Origin of the sequence: Inhella inkyongensis, from assembly GCF_005952805.1 — a bacterium.
GTDB classification, from domain to species: domain Bacteria; phylum Pseudomonadota; class Gammaproteobacteria; order Burkholderiales; family Burkholderiaceae_C; genus Inhella; species Inhella inkyongensis.
In genome coordinates, this window is record NZ_CP040709.1 from 1,753,060 (window position 1) to 1,768,359 (window position 15,300).

At 65.6% G+C, this 15,300-nt stretch carries 12 protein-coding genes; 1 reads left to right on the forward strand and 11 read right to left on the reverse strand.

The features are described 5' to 3' along the window. Positions 1-26: 26 nt before the first annotated feature. From lspA to FF090_RS08525, 7 genes are all read right to left on the reverse strand, one after another. Positions 27-512, reverse strand: coding sequence for a signal peptidase II (lspA, locus tag FF090_RS08490; protein WP_138856310.1), 486 nt, complete (start codon positions 510-512; stop codon positions 27-29). After that, positions 512-3,370: an isoleucine--tRNA ligase gene (gene ileS, locus FF090_RS08495; protein WP_138856311.1), complete on the reverse strand. Its 2,859-nt coding sequence runs from the start codon at positions 3,368-3,370 to the stop codon at positions 512-514. The genes lspA and ileS overlap by 1 nt, the downstream gene beginning before the upstream one ends. 130 nt (positions 3,371-3,500) lie before the next feature. After that, the gene (locus FF090_RS08500) at positions 3,501-4,499 is read right to left on the reverse strand and encodes a bifunctional riboflavin kinase/FAD synthetase (protein ID WP_138856312.1); all 999 of its coding nucleotides are present in this window, start codon (positions 4,497-4,499) and stop codon (positions 3,501-3,503) included. 138 nt (positions 4,500-4,637) lie between these two features. Beyond that, on the reverse strand, positions 4,638-5,516 hold the full coding sequence (gene xdp1, locus FF090_RS08505) for an exosortase-dependent surface protein XDP1 (protein WP_175423584.1): 879 nt from the start codon (positions 5,514-5,516) through the stop codon (positions 4,638-4,640). A gap of 171 nt (positions 5,517-5,687) precedes the next feature. Next, a complete protein-coding gene (prsT, locus tag FF090_RS08515) occupies positions 5,688-8,483 on the reverse strand; it encodes an XrtA/PEP-CTERM system TPR-repeat protein PrsT (RefSeq protein ID WP_138856314.1) in 2,796 nt (931 codons plus the stop codon). 10 nt (positions 8,484-8,493) lie between these two features. Next, a complete protein-coding gene (locus tag FF090_RS08520; protein WP_138856315.1) occupies positions 8,494-9,132 on the reverse strand; it encodes a retropepsin-like aspartic protease family protein in 639 nt (212 codons plus the stop codon). Positions 9,133-9,147: 15 nt separating this feature from the next. Then, the gene (locus FF090_RS08525; RefSeq protein ID WP_138856316.1) at positions 9,148-9,648 is read right to left on the reverse strand and encodes a YajQ family cyclic di-GMP-binding protein; all 501 of its coding nucleotides are present in this window, start codon (positions 9,646-9,648) and stop codon (positions 9,148-9,150) included. A 43-nt stretch (positions 9,649-9,691) separates the two neighbouring features. On the opposite strand from FF090_RS08525, the gene murB reads away from it, so the two are divergent. After that, entirely contained in the window at positions 9,692-10,726 is a 1,035-nt protein-coding gene (gene murB, locus FF090_RS08530; RefSeq protein WP_138856317.1) for a UDP-N-acetylmuramate dehydrogenase, read from the forward strand. On the opposite strand, the gene FF090_RS08535 is transcribed toward murB, so the two are convergent. The 4 genes from FF090_RS08535 to FF090_RS08550 all read right to left on the reverse strand — a co-directional run bounded on the left by FF090_RS08535 (position 10,723) and on the right by FF090_RS08550 (position 15,300). Continuing rightward, positions 10,723-11,139, reverse strand: coding sequence for a protease (locus FF090_RS08535; protein WP_138856318.1), 417 nt, complete (start codon positions 11,137-11,139; stop codon positions 10,723-10,725). The two genes, murB and FF090_RS08535, sit on opposite strands and share 4 nt — an antisense overlap. Before the next feature lie 98 nt (positions 11,140-11,237). After that, positions 11,238-12,275: a M35 family metalloendopeptidase gene (locus FF090_RS08540; protein ID WP_138856319.1), complete on the reverse strand. Its 1,038-nt coding sequence runs from the start codon at positions 12,273-12,275 to the stop codon at positions 11,238-11,240. A 174-nt stretch (positions 12,276-12,449) separates the two neighbouring features. Beyond that, positions 12,450-13,484, reverse strand: a complete 1,035-nt coding sequence (locus FF090_RS08545; protein ID WP_138856320.1) for a M35 family metalloendopeptidase — start codon at positions 13,482-13,484, stop codon at positions 12,450-12,452. A gap of 142 nt (positions 13,485-13,626) precedes the next feature. After that, a complete protein-coding gene (locus tag FF090_RS08550; protein ID WP_138856321.1) occupies positions 13,627-15,300 on the reverse strand; it encodes an electron transfer flavoprotein-ubiquinone oxidoreductase in 1,674 nt (557 codons plus the stop codon).

The following is a 15,300-nucleotide window of genomic DNA, read 5'->3' on the forward strand; positions in this document are numbered from 1 at the left end:
GCAGCTTTGTAGCACGGGCCCGAGGGCTATTTTGTGGCCCGCACGCGGCGCAATTCGTCCAGGATCAACCCGATGGCGCCCAAGGTGATGGCGCTGTCTGCAATGTTGAATGAGGGGAAGGCCCAGCCGCCCCAGTGGAACTGCAGGAAGTCCACCACATAGCCATGCCACAGGCGGTCCACGCCGTTGCCGATGGCACCCCCCAGGATCAGTGCCAAAGCGCAGGCGAACAGGGTCTGGCTGCCATGCCGGCGCAGCATGACCGTGATGACCACCGTGGCCGTGGCCGCCAGCGCGGTGAAGAACCAGCGCTGCCAACCCCCGGCCCCCGCCAGGAAGCTGAAGGCGGCGCCGGTGTTGTGGGCCCGCACCAGGTTGAAGTAGCTGGTGACGCGCTTGCCCTCATGGAGCTGGAAGGCGTCCAGGATCAGGAGCTTGGTGTACTGGTCCAGCACCAGCACGATGGCCGCCAGCAAGAGCCAGCGCCACCAGTTCGGGGCTGCGGCCTTCATCAGGCGCAGGTCCGGGCTTCGCCGGCGCCGTGCAGGTTGTCGTCACAGCGACCGCAGATCGCCGGGTGCTCTGGGTTGCGGCCCACGTCCTCGCGATAGTGCCAGCAGCGCTCGCACTTGGGGGCGCTGCTGGGCAACACCTCGATGGCCAGCTCGGCGCCGGCCTGCAGCTCGACCTGGGAGACGATGAGCACGAACTTCAGGTCCTCGCCCAGCGAGGCCAGCGCAGCGTGGTCCTCGGCCCGCGCCGTCAGGCGGACCGTGGCCTGCAGCGAGGCGCCAATGCCTCCGGCACTGCGCACGGCCTCTAGCGCCTTGTTGACCTCGGCGCGCACTGCCAGGATGCGCTCCCACTTCGGCACCAGGCCGCCGTCGGCGCCGGTGAAGGTCCAGAACTGCTCCTCGAACAGGCTGCGCCCCGCGCCTTGGACGCCCGGCTGCCCCGCCTTGGCAAACAAGGGCCAGGCCTCTTCGGCGGTAAAGCTCAGGAAGGGGGCCATCCAGCGCAGCATGGCATGGGTGATCTGCCACAGCGCGGTCTGGGCCGAGCGTCGGGCCAGGGACTTGGGCGCGTTGGTGTAGAGCCGGTCCTTGAGCACATCCAGGTAGAAGGCGCCGAGGTCTTCGGAGCAATAGACCTGCAGCTTGGCCACCACCGGATGGAACTCATAGGCCTGGTAGTGGGCCAGGATCTCCTGTTGCAGCTGGGCGGCACGCGCCAGGGCATAGCGGTCGCACTCGAACAGGGCCTCGGGCGCCACGGCGTCCACGGCCGGGTCGAAGTCGCTGACGTTGGCCAGCAGGAAGCGCAGGGTGTTGCGGATGCGGCGGTAGCTGTCGACCACGCGGGCCAGGATCTTGTCGTCGATGGCCAGGTCGCCGCTGTAGTCGGTGGCGGCCACCCACAGGCGGATGATCTCGGCGCCCATCTTGTCGGCCACCAGCTGCGGCGCCAGGGTGTTGCCCAGCGACTTGCTCATCTTCTTGCCCTGGCCGTCGACGGTGAAACCGTGCGTCAGCAGCGCCTTATAGGGCGCGCGGCCGTGCAGCGCGCAGCCCAGCAGCAGGGCCGAGTGGAACCAGCCACGATGCTGATCGTGGCCTTCGAGGTAGATGTCGGCCTCGGGGCCGCTCTCATGGGCCAGACCGGCGTGGCTGCCCTTGAGCACATGCTCGAAGGTGGAGCCTGAGTCAAACCAGACCTCCAGGATGTCGCTGCTCTTGGCGTAGTTCACACCCTCGGGGCCCACCAGGTCCTCGGGGGTGGTGCGGCTCCAGGCTTCGACGCCGCCGGCCTCGACGATGGCGGCCGCGCGGTCCAGCAGGGCCATGGTGTCGGGGTGCAGATCGCCGCTGTCCTTGTGGATCAGGAAGGGCAGGGGCACGCCCCAGGCACGCTGGCGGCTGATGCACCAGTCCGGCCGGTTGGCGATCATGTCGCGCAGGCGGGCACGGCCGTTCTCGGGATAGAAGGCGGTTTCCTCGATGGCGACCAGCGCCAGCTCGCGCAGCGACTGCGTCGGTTGTTCCTTGGCAAAAACGCCTTGGGTGCCGGGCTGGGCCGCATCCATGCGGATGAACCACTGCGAAGCCGCGCGGTAGATCACCGGGGTCTTGTGGCGCCAGCAATGCGGGTAGCTGTGCGTGATGGTGCTGGTGGCCAGCAGGCGGTCGGCGGCCCGCAGGGTCTCGATGATGACCGGGCAGGCCTTCCAGATGTTTTGGCCGCCGAACAGCGGCAGGTCTTCGGCGTAGCGACCATCTCCCTGCACGGGGTTGAGGATCTGGTCATGGCGCATGCCATGGTTCATGCAGGAGAAGAAGTCGTCCAGACCATAGGCCGGGGCGCTGTGCACGATGCCGGTGCCGTCCTCGTCGGTGGCGTAGTCGGCCAGATAGACCGGCGACAGACGGGCATAGCCGGCGTCGGTGGCGGCCAGGGGATGGTGGAAGTTCAATCCGGCCAGGGCTTCACCAGCGGCGGTGGCCACGACTTCGCCTTCCAGGCCCCAGCGCTTCAAGCAATCCTCGACTCGCGCCTGCGCGACGATGAAGGTGCCGCGCGGGGTCTTCACCGCGGCGTAGCGCAGCTTGGGGTTGAGGTTGAGGGCCTGGTTGGCCGGCAGGGTCCAGGCGGTGGTCGTCCAGATGACCGCGCTGGCCTGCAGCTCGCCGCCCAAGCCGAAGGCGGCGGCAAGTTTCTGCGGCTCGGCCGTGGGGAAGGCCACGTCCAGGGTCTGGCTCTTCTTGTCGGCGTACTCGATCTCGAACTCGGCCAGCGAGGAGCCACAGTCAAAGCACCAGTACACGGGCTTCAAACCGCGATAGACAAAGCCGCGTTCGATGACCTTCTTGAACGCGCGGATCTGGCCGGCCTCGTTCTTCGGGTCCATGGTGGCGTAACGGTGCGACCAATCGCCCAGCACCCCCAGGCGCTCGAAGCCGGTGCGCTGCAGCGCGATCTGCTCGGTGGCGTAGGCGCGGCTCTTGGCCTGCATGTCGTCGCGGCTCAGGTGGCGGCCGTGCTGCTTCTCGATGGCGTTCTCGATCGGCAGGCCATGGCAGTCCCATCCCGGCACATAGGCGGCGTCAAAGCCCATCAGCTGGCGGCTTTTGACCACCATGTCCTTGAGCACCTTGTTGACGGCGTGGCCAATGTGGATCTGGCCATTGGCATAGGGCGGGCCGTCGTGCAGCACAAACTTGGGTGCGCCCGCGCGCGCGCTGCGCAGCGCGGGGTAGAGCGCGTCGTCCTGCCAGGCCTTGATCCAGCCGGGCTCTCGCTTGGGCAAATCGCCGCGCATGGGAAAGGGCGTGTCGGCCAGGTTCAGGGTGCTGCGGTAGTCGGGTTGGCTCATGGCGAGTCTCGGTGGGCAGCCTTCGGGCTGCAGGGTGTTCGGCGCTGAGGAGGGCGCTGAGATGGGCGCGTCTGGGATCGGCGGGCGCGGGCAAGGCGGCCGCCATTGGCCGCAAAAGGCCGCAGGCCGATCAAATTCGATCGCGAGTGGTTTGGCGCTGGACGGCGGCGTGCGTCGCGAACCAGGTTCGGGCAGCAGCCACATCGGCCTCAATCGCTGCCGTTAGCGCTGCCAGCCCGTCGAAACGGGCTTCATCGCGCAGTTTGTGCAGGAGTTCCACGCGCACGAGTTTACCGTAGCCCCCCTCCTGCCCCAGGCCGGCGGGCCAGCCCAGGCAATGGACCTCCAGCAGCATGCGGCCGCTGTCGTCCACGGTGGGGCGGCAACCCAGAGAGGCCACCCCCGGCAGGGCTTCAGGCCCGAGTCCATGGGTCTGCACCACAAAGATGCCGCGCGCCGCAGGCCGAGGGTGGGCGAAACGCAGGTTCAGGGTGCGAAAGCCCGCCCCCAGCGTGCGTCCGAGCTTCAAACCATGCTGCACATGCCCGCTGATGGAATAGGGGCGACCCAGCAGGCTCTGGGCCTGAGTCAGGTCGCCGGCGCGCAAGGCCTCACGCACCGCCGAACTGCTGACGCGCAGACCATGCACTTCGTAGCTCATCATGCGCGCCACATCGAAGCCCAACTGCTGGCCCATCGCATCCAGGCTGGCGTAGTCGCCCTGGCGCTTGGCGCCAAAGCGGAAGTCGTCCCCCACCAGCACATAGCGCGCCCCTAGACCCTCCACCAAGACCTGCTCGACAAAGTCTCGTGCGCTCAAGGCGGCCAGCCGGGCATCAAAGCGTTGGATCACGACCTGATCGATGCCGCAGCGCTCCAATTCGGCCAGCTTGTCACGCAATGGGGCGATGCGGTCGGGTGCCAGCTCGGGTTTTCCCGCTAGACGCGCAAAGTGGTCGCGCGGGTGGGGCTCGAAGCTCAAGACGCAGCTGGGCACGCCGCGATGCCGGGCTTCGGAGCGCAAGAGCGCCAGCATGGCTTGGTGGCCGCGATGCACGCCGTCGAAATTGCCGATGGTCAGTGCGCAGGCAGGCGCCAGCCGGTGATGAAAGCCACGAAAGACATGCATGGGCGGGATTATGGGAGCCGCTGCGGACCGTCTTACTGGGTGGCCCACATTGATCCATGGGCTGGAAGCCTTCGGTGCCCCAAGCGTCTAGAAACGAAAAAACCGCCCGAAGGCGGTCCTTTGAAGCAGGCAGGGGAGTTAGGCCTTGCGGCGGCGCACCCATCCGGCTCCGAACAGAGCCAAACCTGCCAGCGCCAAACCTGCCGGCTCGGGCACATTGCTGGAGGCCGGAACTTTGGACGTAAACGACAAGAACTTGAAGGAGTCATTGCCCATCTCAAGCCCCGCCCCGGTACCGAAGGCAGAGTTGTAGGCCATGATCAGCCAGAAGCTGGAGGAATCGCCCGCCGCGTTGATGCTCACGGTCTGATCGGTGCCTGTGGGGCCAGTGACCGTGCCGGCGTAGTTGCCGACCAATTGCCAGCCATTCCAGCCAGCTGCGGTGGTATCGCTGTCGGAGGCCACATTGGTCGAAGCATTCACGCGCCAGTTCATGGTGCCTGCCGTTGCGCCGGTGGGCAGGGTGCCATTGCCAACCCAACGCAGCACCGTGAAGTCATAGTCGCTACCAATCCAGCCCAAGGTCACGCTGCGCAGAATGGTGCTGTCCAGGAACTGCAGGCGAACGGCATCGGTGCGGCCATTGTTGTCCACAGCGTGCTCGTAGCCGGGGGCCGTGCCGCTTCCCTCATTGGGGTCTGCCGTGGTGTTGCCGTGGTTGACGCCGATGCCTGACGCGCCTTGGTCGGTGAGGTTGGCGGCCCGCCAGGTACCGGTGGTGCTCGTCGAGGTGCCCGTGGCGGCGTTGGACCAGCCGGTCACCGTGGCGGTTGTGCCAGCGCCGTTTGCGTCAGTTGCCGCATTGATGGTGCAGGAGGGGGTGGCGCTGAAGGACGAGCAGCTGCCACCGGTGGTGGTCTTGTTCCAGGTTGCGGCCTGGGCGGAGGCCGCCGCGACACCTAGCGAGATGACAGCGGTCGCCTTGACGAGGCTGCTGAGGCGCTGATGGGTGATCATGGTGTGCTCCGTGTTTGCTTTGAATGACTGAGGTTTGACTGGATCCAGCAAGTTTCAGGCCAGATGGAACTTTCCTGTTTGCCGGTCACGGAGATCATGGGAGTCCCACTCACTCGTCAAGGCCTCTTTGGGATCGAACTGTAAACTTTCGCGACAGGCAGGCTGCCCCCCTCACTTGAGGGCCTGCATCAGCGCCTGTGCTTCTTTCACGCTTTCCAGCCCTGCGGGGGCGGCCAAAGCGGCGCTGACCTCGGTCTTGGCCTCGGCCGAGCGTCCCAACTTATGCAGGACCGCCGCCAGATGAAAGCGGATTTCCGCGTGGTCCGGTGCTCGCAGTCGGGCGTCTCGCAGCAGGCCCAGCGCCTTTTCGTTCTCTCCTTTGTGATGCAGGATCCAGGCATAGGTGTCGAGCACCAGCGGCATTTGCGGAGCGGCTTTGACGGCCTTCTCCGCCAACTGCAGGGCCTCGCTCACTTCTGACTGGCGCAAGCGCACCTGTGCCAAGTTGTTGAGCAATTGGGCGTCATTGGGGCGGGCTTGAAGGAGTTGTTCGTAATGGCTGCGGGACGGAGCCAGTTGTCCCTGGGCCGCGAGGCTTTCCGCCAGGGCCAGACGGACGGTGTGATCTTTCGGCCTTGATCGCAACCAGGATTCGGCCAGCTGCCGGCTGCTGGCTTGCGCTGCGGCTCCAGGGTGCAGCATGAGGCGCATCACGGTGGCCGTCGAGGGCTGCAATTCATGGGCTTTGCGCAATGAGGCCAGCGCCTGCTCGGGCAGACGCTTGGCCATGGACAACTCGGCAGCCAGCAGATGGGTTCTGGCTTGCTTGGGCCGGACTTCCATCAGTGTGGACAGGTATTTGGCTGCTTCGGTGATCCCGCCGCGGTCGATCTCTGCCGAGGCCATCAGGGTCAGAGCGTCTGCGTGCTTGGGTTGCTGCTCGAGCACCTTGCTCAGCGTAAAGACTGCGCCAGCCAGGTCACCCACTTGAATCTGCAGTCCGGCAATCTCGGCGTAGGCATCTGCGTTGAAGGGTAGGTGACGGCCGGTTTGAACCAAGTAGGTTTTGGCGGCTGACATTTGGCCATTGGCCATCAACGTGCGGGCATAGGCCATCAAGGCCAATGGGTCATCTGGGCCTTTGGCCAAAAGGGCTTTGGCAGCCTCCATGGCCTTGGCTGCGTCATTGCGCTTGAGCCGCAAGTCGATCAACGCCAGGCCAGGGCGCAAGTCCTTGGGGGCCGCGACGGTGATGGCTCGCTCCAGCCAGCGTTCGGCCTGGTCAATGCGGTCCAGTCGCATCTGCAGGCTGGCGAGTTCCAACAAGGGTTCGACCAGCTTTTCCTCGGTGCGATGCAAGGCTTCCAGCCGGCTCAGGGCAGCAGCGGGATTGCCGGTGCGGGCTTCCAGGCGGGCCAAACTCATCGTGGCCTCGTGGAGCTTGGGGTCCAGCTTGAGCGCCCGCTCAAAGCTGCTGCGGGCGCCCGCGGCATCGGACTGCGCTGCCAGCACCATGCCCAGCAAGTGATGCAGGCTCGCCTGTTGGGGCTGAGCCTGCACCAAGCTCTTGGCAACGGGCAAGGCCTTGGTCAATTGCTTGCTGCGCAAGTACAGCATGGTGAGTGAAACGCCGGTTGCGGTGTGGCCCGGCTGGCTCTTCCAAGCGCGCTCTAACTCTTGCTGGGCGGTGTCAATCTTGCCCATTCGCAGCATGGAAAGGCCTAAGACGGAGTGGAGTTCGGCGCTGTCTTTGCTGCGCAGCGCCTGTTCCATCAATTGGACGGCTTTAGTGTGGCGGCCCTGGGTCGAATGGGCCGAGGCCAGCAACGCGGCGGCCTGGAAGTCCTGGGGAACCTGACGCAAATAGGTTTCCAGCATCTGCACACCGTTCTCGACCTCGCCCTCGCGCATCAAGATCTGGGCCAGCAACTTCGCAGACGGATTGCGGGGCTGCAGCTTGACCACAGATTCCAGATAGGGCCTGGCCTTGCCGGGTTCATTCAATGCGTAATGGGCCAGTCCGCCCAGCATCAACACCTGCGGTCGGAAGCGCAGGAATTCCGCAGGCGCACTTCCGAGCAATTCAGTAACGCGGCGCATGGCGGCCAGCGAAGCGGCGCGATTGCCCTCGGCTTCAGAGATCAGAGCACTCAGGTAGTCGGCGCGGGGGTCTTTAGGACTCTTCTTGCGGGCCAAGTCGATGTCCGCACGTGCGCGCCCCAGATTCTTTCGATCCAAGGCGATGCCGGCCCGGGCCACGAGTGCTTCCAAATGCTCTGGCGCTTGCGCCAGTGCGCGGTCGTAGTGCGACAGGGCGGCATCCAGTTGACCCTTGGCATGGAACACGCTGGCCAGGCTGTAAAGCGCGTCAGAGTCATTGGGTTTGAGCTGCAAGGCTCGTTCGCTGGCCCGCTGCGCCGCATCAAAGGCTTGGGCGCGCAAGTGCAGAGGCACTTCGGCCAGCCAGACCTGCGGGTCGCCGGGCGCCAGCCCTCGGGCTTGTTCGATCAGGGCGAGGGCTTTGCGCTCGTCACCGAGATCGATCCGAGCGGCCGCATGAATGAGGATGAGTTGGGCCAGTACATCATTGGGCAGGCCTTCCAGGCGCAGCGCAGGATCGTCGACCAGCTTGAGCTGCTGCCCGAGCGCCATCATGGCCTTGCCCAGCGGCAGAACCACCTCTGTGCGGCTGGCGCCCAGAGCCAGGGCTTCCTGCAAGGCCGCCTCGGCGGCGCCGGGGTTGCCGGACTCCAGCGACACCTTGCCGAGCAGCAGGTGGGCGGGCAGGAACTTTCGGTCCTCCTGCAGCGCATTGCGAACCTGCACGGCGGCGCCTTCAAGGTCCTTGGAGGCGTAGCGCTTGAGGGCGTCTTCGAAATAGCGGCTGGTCTTGGGAGACTGCGCCGATGCGTTCGAGCAGATGAGGCAAAGGGCAGCCAGCAGACTGAATAGAGGGCGATGGCTCATTGCGAGGCGCTCAAAAGCGCCGCTCCAAGGTCATGACGTCGTTCTCGCGCTTCATCTGAAAGCGCGACAGGAAGCTGTTGCCCAGCAAGGCATAGGGCATGGGGGCGCTGCTGACGGTGGCTTCGACGCCTCCGACCTCGACTTCGCCGATGCGCACCCTGTCCAGGGTCAGCAGATAGGCCGGTACCGTGCCATTGGCGGTGCCCACCATGATCTGGCGGGCGTTCTGCAGCTTCAGGCCCATGCGCCGGGCGTCGGCCATGCTCAGGGCCACCGTCGTGGCACCGGTGTCCACCATGAACTGGATGGCGTGGCCATTGACGCTGCCTTCGGCCATGAAGTGCCCCCCTGGACCCGCGTTCAACACAATGCGCCCCCCCCGTCCTCCGCCGCCGGCCTGGGCCACCGGAGCCGCCCCCAACTGCAGCAGCAATCGCTGCCCCTCGGCTTCGACCACGGCGCGACCCTCGCCGACTTCCAGCAGCTTGACGCCGCCCACGCTCTGGCCCACCCGCACGGTGCGCACCTGACCGTCGATCACCAACAGCGCGGCGGACTGCCCGAGGCTGCCGTTCAAACTGACCTGCGGCGCGGCCAAGCTGCCCGATGCAGCCAGCAAAAAGAGCAGGGCGCGAAGGGCGGTTTTCATGATGGCGGCCTGGGTTCAGTCGCGGTAATTGGTGAAGGTCAGCGGCGTGTCTTCGATTTCCTTGCGCAGCACCGCCTGAGTGGCTTGCAGGGCGTCGCGGTCCTTGCCGGTGACGCGCACGGCGTCGCCCTGGATGCTGGCTTGCACCTTGATCTTGCTGTCCTTGATCTTGGCCACGATCTTCTTGGCCAGGTCACTGGGAATGCCGTTGCGCACGGTGTAGACCTTGCGCACCTTGTCGCCGCCCAGCTTTTCGAGTTTGGCGCTGCGGTCGAAATAGGTGATCGAGACCTTGCGCTTGGTCATTTTGTCCAGCAGCACGGCCTCCAGCTGCTCGATCTGGAAGTCCGAGTCGCCGGTCATCTCGATGCTGGACTCCTTGTCCTTGCCCTTGAGTTCGACCTTGGCGCCGGTGCCCTTGAAGTCGAATCGGGTGCCCACTTCTTTGGCGGCGTTGTCCACGCCATTGCGGATTTCAACCAGATCGGGTTCGAGTACGGCGTCAAAAGAAGGCATGGGTCAGCTATCCATAGTTGTAGAGCAGGGACAATTCTCCGCGATGACGACCCCCAAGCCTGAGCCAAGCGTCGAGAGCGACGTCGACCTGCGACCCTACAACAGCTTCGGCCTGCCGGCGCGGGCGCGCCGCTTGGTGCGCATTCGTCAGGAGTCCGACCTGCGCTGGGTGGTCAACCACCCGGACTGGGGCCGGGCCAGCAAGTTCATCTTGGGCGGCGGCAGCAATCTGGTGCTCACCCGCGACCTGCAGCCCCTGGTGCTGAAGGTCGAGGTGCCGGGCCTGCGTCTGCTGGATGCCGGCGAGGACTGGGTCATCGAGGCGGGAGCGGGCGAGCGCTGGCACGATCTGGTGGCCTGGAGCCTGGCCCAGGGCGCGCCGGGGCTGGAAAACATGGCCCTGATTCCTGGCACGGTGGGCGCCTCGCCGGTGCAGAACATCGGCGCCTACGGCATGGAGCTCAAGGACCACTTCGAGAGCCTGGACACCCTGGATCTGATGACGGGACGTGTTGTGACCCTGGACCGTGCGGCCTGCCACTTTGGCTATCGGGATTCGGTGTTCAAGCAGCACTTGGCCGGGCGCAGCGTGATCCTGCGTGTGCGATTGCGCCTGCCCAAAGCCTGGCGGCCCAAGATGGACTATCTGGATCTGCAGCGCGCCGCCGAGGCCGCGGGCGTTTCAGAGCCCACACCGAGCCAGATCTTTGACTGGGTGTGCAGCATCCGCAGCGCCAAGCTGCCCGACCCGGCGGTGATTGGCAACGCGGGCAGTTTTTTCAAGAACCCGGTGGTCAGCGAGGCGGTCTGCCGCGAGGTCATTGCGCGCGACCCGCACATCGTGCATTACCCGCTCGAGGATGGTCGCTTCAAGTTGGCCGCCGGCTGGCTGATCGACGCCTGCGGCTGGAAGGGCAAGGGTGTGGGCGGCGCGGCCGTGTACGAGAAGCAGGCCCTGGTGCTGATCAACCGCGGCGAGGCGCGCGGCGCCGAGGTGCTGACCCTGGCCCAGGCCATCCAGGCTTCGGTGTTCGCCCGTTTTGGCATCCGGCTGGAGCCCGAGCCAGTGGTGATTTAGCGCCGCCAGTTCAGGGCTGGCCCGCAGTCCTGGGCCTGCGATTGATGCTGGCTGCGCGGGCGCGGCGGGCGTCCTTGGCTCATCACATCGTGCCAGGTCCAGGCTGCTTGCAAGCGGTAGCTTCCGGGTGCTGTCAGGTCGAACGCATCAGCCAGGCGCAACGCGGCCTGGGTGCTCTCGCCGGGACGCAGGCGCAGGTAGTCGTCGCGTTCGGGTTCACCGCGCTTGGCCTGTGCACCTTGGTAAGGCAGTTCCACGTCATCACGCCAGACGCGCACCATGGGCGCGAACCATGCGCCTTCCCAAGGGCTGCCCCAGCGCAGCAGGTAGAGGGTGCGCGCGCCCGTGTTGTGCAGACGGGCGCGCAGCCAGGGGTCTTGGGCGTCGATGGCGGCCAATTCACAGCGCAACATCGGGCTGGCACTCCAGGCAGTACTTGAAGAGAGCAGCAAGCCCCCGAAGGCTCGCCGGTTCATGAGTGAGTTCGGGGGCTGTTTCACGGTCAGGGGGCTTAAGGCAGGCTGGGCGTGTTCTCAGCGAAGTACTCGTGGTTGTCGCTGTTGTCCACGGCCTTGTTGGGGTCGCTGATGGCGAGATTGGCGGCGGCGGTCTGACCATAGGCCCAGTCGTCGGTGCCGGCGATGACGTTGAAATGCATCATCTCGTGCACCAGGGTGCCGGCCTTGCTGTCCGTGCCCGTCATCGGGGCGTTCCAGAAGGCGCCGCAGACGTAGATCTTGTAGGGCTGGTTGGGGTAGACGTAGGCAAAGGTGTTGCGCGTCTTGCAACTGCAGTCCAGCGTCAGCGCAGCGCCCTGGAAGGCGTCGCGAACCTCCGCGAAGTTGCTGGCCACGGTGTTCCAGCGGCTGCTGGTGTAGGTGCCGAACCACTTCACATAGCGCGCCGTGCCCGAGCCGGCGCCGCTCAGATAGCTGGCCGATTGGCTGGAATAGGTGGTGGCCGCCGCCACGGCATTGGCCAGGGTCTTTTGCTGGCTGGCCTTGCACGCGCCGGTGTAGCTGATGCTGGCGGCGGCCGGGGAGATCGGGGGCAGGGCGGCGGTTTGCACGCGTTCGCTGCGGCCTTCAAGCCACAAGTAAAGCGGCTCGGACTTCAGTGCCGGCAGCCCCATGCCGTGGCCGGCGCGGCTTTGGTACTCGACGCTGTAGCGGCCATTGCGACTCAGGTCATAGGCCTGGGTCAGCTCGACCGTGTAGTTCAGCGTGGCGCCAGCGGCCAGGCGCACGTGTTCGTCGGCCTGTGGCGCCATGCGCTTGGCCAGCGGGCCGGTGTAGGCCACGCGTTGGCCATCGCGGTAGATGGTGAAGAGCGCACCGGCCAATTCATCGCTGGGCAATTGGCGCTGCAGCAATTGCACCGGGTGGCGGTTGGTGTTGGTCACGCTGACCTGCAACACCACATCCACATCGCCCTGCAGTTGTTGTTGTGCCGCCGTGAGCCGCACCTGAACGCCTTGGCCAGGGTTGGCCTGAACGGCGCCTGCCAGCAGGCTGCTGGCGCAAACAATCCCGAGAACAGCGAATTTCATGCGGTCTCCTGTAGAGGGCTTGTGGCCCGGTTGGGGAGGCTTGATTCTGTGAACTTCATCACACTGCGGCGCCCGGGTTGACCCTCCCGCGAGGGTTTCCGATGGCCGGGCAGACCCTGAAATGAAAAACGCCGCCGGGCACCAGCCGGGCGGCGTTACGGGATCGATGGAAGATTAGTTCTGGAACGGGGTGTTCTCGGCGAAGTACTCGTGGTTGTCCGAGTTGTTCAGGGCCTTGATGGGGTCCGAGATCGCCAGGTTCTTGGCATTGGTCTGGCCATAGGCCCAGTCGTCGGTGCCGGCGATGACGGTGAAGTGCATCATCTCGTGCACCAGGGTGCCGGCCTTGCTGTCGGTGCCCGTCATCGGGCCGTTCCAGAACGCGCCGCACAGATAGATCTTGTAGGGCTGGTTGGGGTAGACGTAGGCGAAGGTGCCGCTCTTCTTGCAGCTGCAATCCAGGGTCAGGGCGGCCGTCTGGAAGGCGTTGCGGGCCTTGGTGAAGTGGTCGAGCGCGGTGGCGCGGTTGGCCGAGCTGTAGGCGCCAAACCAGGTGGTGTAGCGCGGGGTAGCGCCGCTCATCGCGGACAGGTAGTTGGTCGACTCCACCGTGTAGTTGGTGGCGGCGGTGACGGCCGAGGCCAGGGTGGTCTTTTGGGTGGCGCTGCAGCGGCCGGTGTAGCTGATGCTGCCGGCGGCCGGGGTCACGCCCGTGTCCGGGGCCTTGGCGGCGCTGCCCAGCTTGGCCGAGCGGCCTTCCAGCCACAGATACAGGGTGTCCGAGCTCAGGGTGGCGGACTTGCCATGGCCTTGGGCGGTGTAGCGCACGGCGTAGCGGCCGTTTTGGCTCAGGTCGTAGTCGCTGGTCAGTTCCAGCGTGTAGTTCAGCGTGGCACCCGCATCCAGCTTGATGTGGTCCTTGTCCTGGGCCGGGGCGCGCTTGACGATGGGGCCGTGGTAGGCCACGCGCTGGCCATCGCGCTCGATCTGGAACTTGGCGTTGTCGATGCCGTCGTCGCTGGGCAGTTGCCAGCTCAGCACTTGCACCGGGTGGCGGCAGGTGTTGGTGACGGCCACATTCACGGACACGTCGACATCACCACGCAGCACGGGCGAGGAGGCGCTCAGGCGCACATCGACGCAACCGTTGCCGGCCTGGGCACTCAGGGCCAGGGCGGTGCCTGCCAGCACGAAAAGGGTCTTCTTCATCGCAGTTCCTTTGCGCCGGGCCCCGGCGCGTGGTTTGTTGGAGCGCGAATTAAAGCTTCGTGACAAATTGAACAAACTTCGGGCCGACCCTAGCGGCGGGAAGGTCCCGAGCGGGCTGACCCGCTCGGTATTCACCCGGGGCTTACATGCCCACGTAGTTCGGGCCCCCGCTGCCTTCGGGGGTGATCCAGACGATGTTCTGCGTCGGGTCCTTGATGTCGCAGGTCTTGCAGTGCACGCAGTTCTGCGCGTTGATCTGCAGGCGGTCGCTGCCGTCTTCGTTCTTCATGAACTCGTAGACCCCAGCCGGGCAGTAACGCGCCTCGGGCCCGCCGTACTTGGCCAGATTGGTGGCCACGGGCACCGCAGCGTCCTTAAGCGTCAGGTGCGCGGGCTGGTCTTCGGCGTGGTTGGTGTTGCTGATGAAGACGGAGGACAGGCGGTCGAAGCTCAGCTTGCCATCGGGCTTGGGGTACTGGATGGGCGCGCACTCGGCCGCTGGGCGCAGGGCCTCGTGGTCGGCCTTGTGGTTGTGCAGGGTCCAGGGTGGCGAGCTCACGCCCAGCTTGGGCAGCAGCCACTGTTCGATACCGGTCATCAGCTGACCCACGGTCTTGCCCTTCTTGAACCAGAGCTTGAAGTTGCGGGTCTGCTGCAACTCTTCATTCAGCCAGCTGGTCTCAAAGGCGGCCGGGTACTCCACCAACTCGTCTTGCGCGCGGCCGGCAGCCAGCGCGGCGGCGGCGGCTTCGGCGGCCAGGATGCCGCTCTTGATGGCGGCATGGCTGCCCTTGATGCGGGCGGCATTCAGATAGCCGGCGTCGCAACCCAGCAGGGCGCCGCCCGGGAACACGGTCTTGGGCAGGGCCTGGGGCGTGCCGTTGTTGATGGCGCGCGCTCCGTAGCCGATGCGCTTGCCGCCCTCGATGTGCGCGGCAATGGCGGGGTGGGTCTTCCAGCGCTGCATTTCCTCGAAGGGGCTCATGTGCGGGTTCTGGTAGTCCAGTCCGATCACGAAGCCCAGGGTCACCTGGTTGTTGTCCAGGTGGTAGAGAAAGCCGCCGCCGAAGGTGTCGTCCGTCATCGGCCAGCCGGCGGTGTGCACCACCTTGCCCGGCTGAGCCTTGTCGGCGGGCACTTCCCACAGCTCCTTGATGCCGATGGCAAAGGTCTGCACGTCCTTGCCCTCGGTCAGCTTGTAGCGGGCCAGCAGCTGCTTGCCCAGGTGGCCGCGGGCGCCTTCGGCAAACAGGGTGTACTTGCCGTGCAGCTCCATGCCGAGCTGGAAGTCGTCGCCCGGCTCGCCATCCTTCTTGATGCCCATATTGCCGGTGGCCACGCCCTTGACGCGGCCTTGCTCGTCATAGACCAGCTCGGCGGCGGCAAAGCCGGCAAAGATTTCCACGCCCAGGCTTTCAGCCTGCTGGGCCAGCCACTTCACCACATTGGACAGGCTCACCACATAGCAGCCGTGGTTGTGGAAGTTGCCCGGCACCAGGAAGTCGGGCGTGCGGGTGTGGCCGGTCTCGCTCAGGAAGAGGATGTCGTCGCCATGCACCGCTTGATTCAGCGGTGCACCCAGCTCCTTCCAGTTGGGGAAGAGCTCGGTGATAGCGCGCGGGTCCATCACCGCGCCCGAGAGGATGTGGGCGCCGGCCTCGGAGCCCTTCTCCAGCACCACGACATTGATGTCGGGGTTGATCTGCTTCAGGCGAATCGCCGCCGACAGGCCGGCCGGACCGCCGCCCACGATGACGACGTCGTACTCCATGGATTCACGGGGGCCGAATTGGGCGAGGATTTCGTCGTTCGTCAT

What these genes read in the sequence shown, in the direction of transcription:
- prsT (WP_138856314.1), bottom strand. Translation starts at nt 8,483, where the DNA reads ATGAGCCATCGCCCTCTATTCAGTCTGCTGGCTGCCCTTTGCCTCATC.
- ileS (WP_138856311.1), bottom strand. Translation starts at nt 3,370, where the DNA reads ATGAGCCAACCCGACTACCGCAGCACCCTGAACCTGGCCGACACGCCC.
- FF090_RS08540 (WP_138856319.1), bottom strand. Translation starts at nt 12,275, where the DNA reads ATGAAATTCGCTGTTCTCGGGATTGTTTGCGCCAGCAGCCTGCTGGCA.
- xdp1 (WP_175423584.1), bottom strand. Translation starts at nt 5,516, where the DNA reads ATGATCACCCATCAGCGCCTCAGCAGCCTCGTCAAGGCGACCGCTGTC.
- FF090_RS08545 (WP_138856320.1), bottom strand. Translation starts at nt 13,484, where the DNA reads ATGAAGAAGACCCTTTTCGTGCTGGCAGGCACCGCCCTGGCCCTGAGT.
- FF090_RS08520 (WP_138856315.1), bottom strand. Translation starts at nt 9,132, where the DNA reads ATGAAAACCGCCCTTCGCGCCCTGCTCTTTTTGCTGGCTGCATCGGGC.
- FF090_RS08525 (WP_138856316.1), bottom strand. Translation starts at nt 9,648, where the DNA reads ATGCCTTCTTTTGACGCCGTACTCGAACCCGATCTGGTTGAAATCCGC.
- FF090_RS08550 (WP_138856321.1), bottom strand. Translation starts at nt 15,300, where the DNA reads ATGACGAACGACGAAATCCTCGCCCAATTCGGCCCCCGTGAATCCATG.
- lspA (WP_138856310.1), bottom strand. Translation starts at nt 512, where the DNA reads ATGAAGGCCGCAGCCCCGAACTGGTGGCGCTGGCTCTTGCTGGCGGCC.
- FF090_RS08535 (WP_138856318.1), bottom strand. Translation starts at nt 11,139, where the DNA reads ATGTTGCGCTGTGAATTGGCCGCCATCGACGCCCAAGACCCCTGGCTG.
- FF090_RS08500 (WP_138856312.1), bottom strand. Translation starts at nt 4,499, where the DNA reads ATGCATGTCTTTCGTGGCTTTCATCACCGGCTGGCGCCTGCCTGCGCA.
- murB (WP_138856317.1), top strand. Translation starts at nt 9,692, where the DNA reads ATGACGACCCCCAAGCCTGAGCCAAGCGTCGAGAGCGACGTCGACCTG.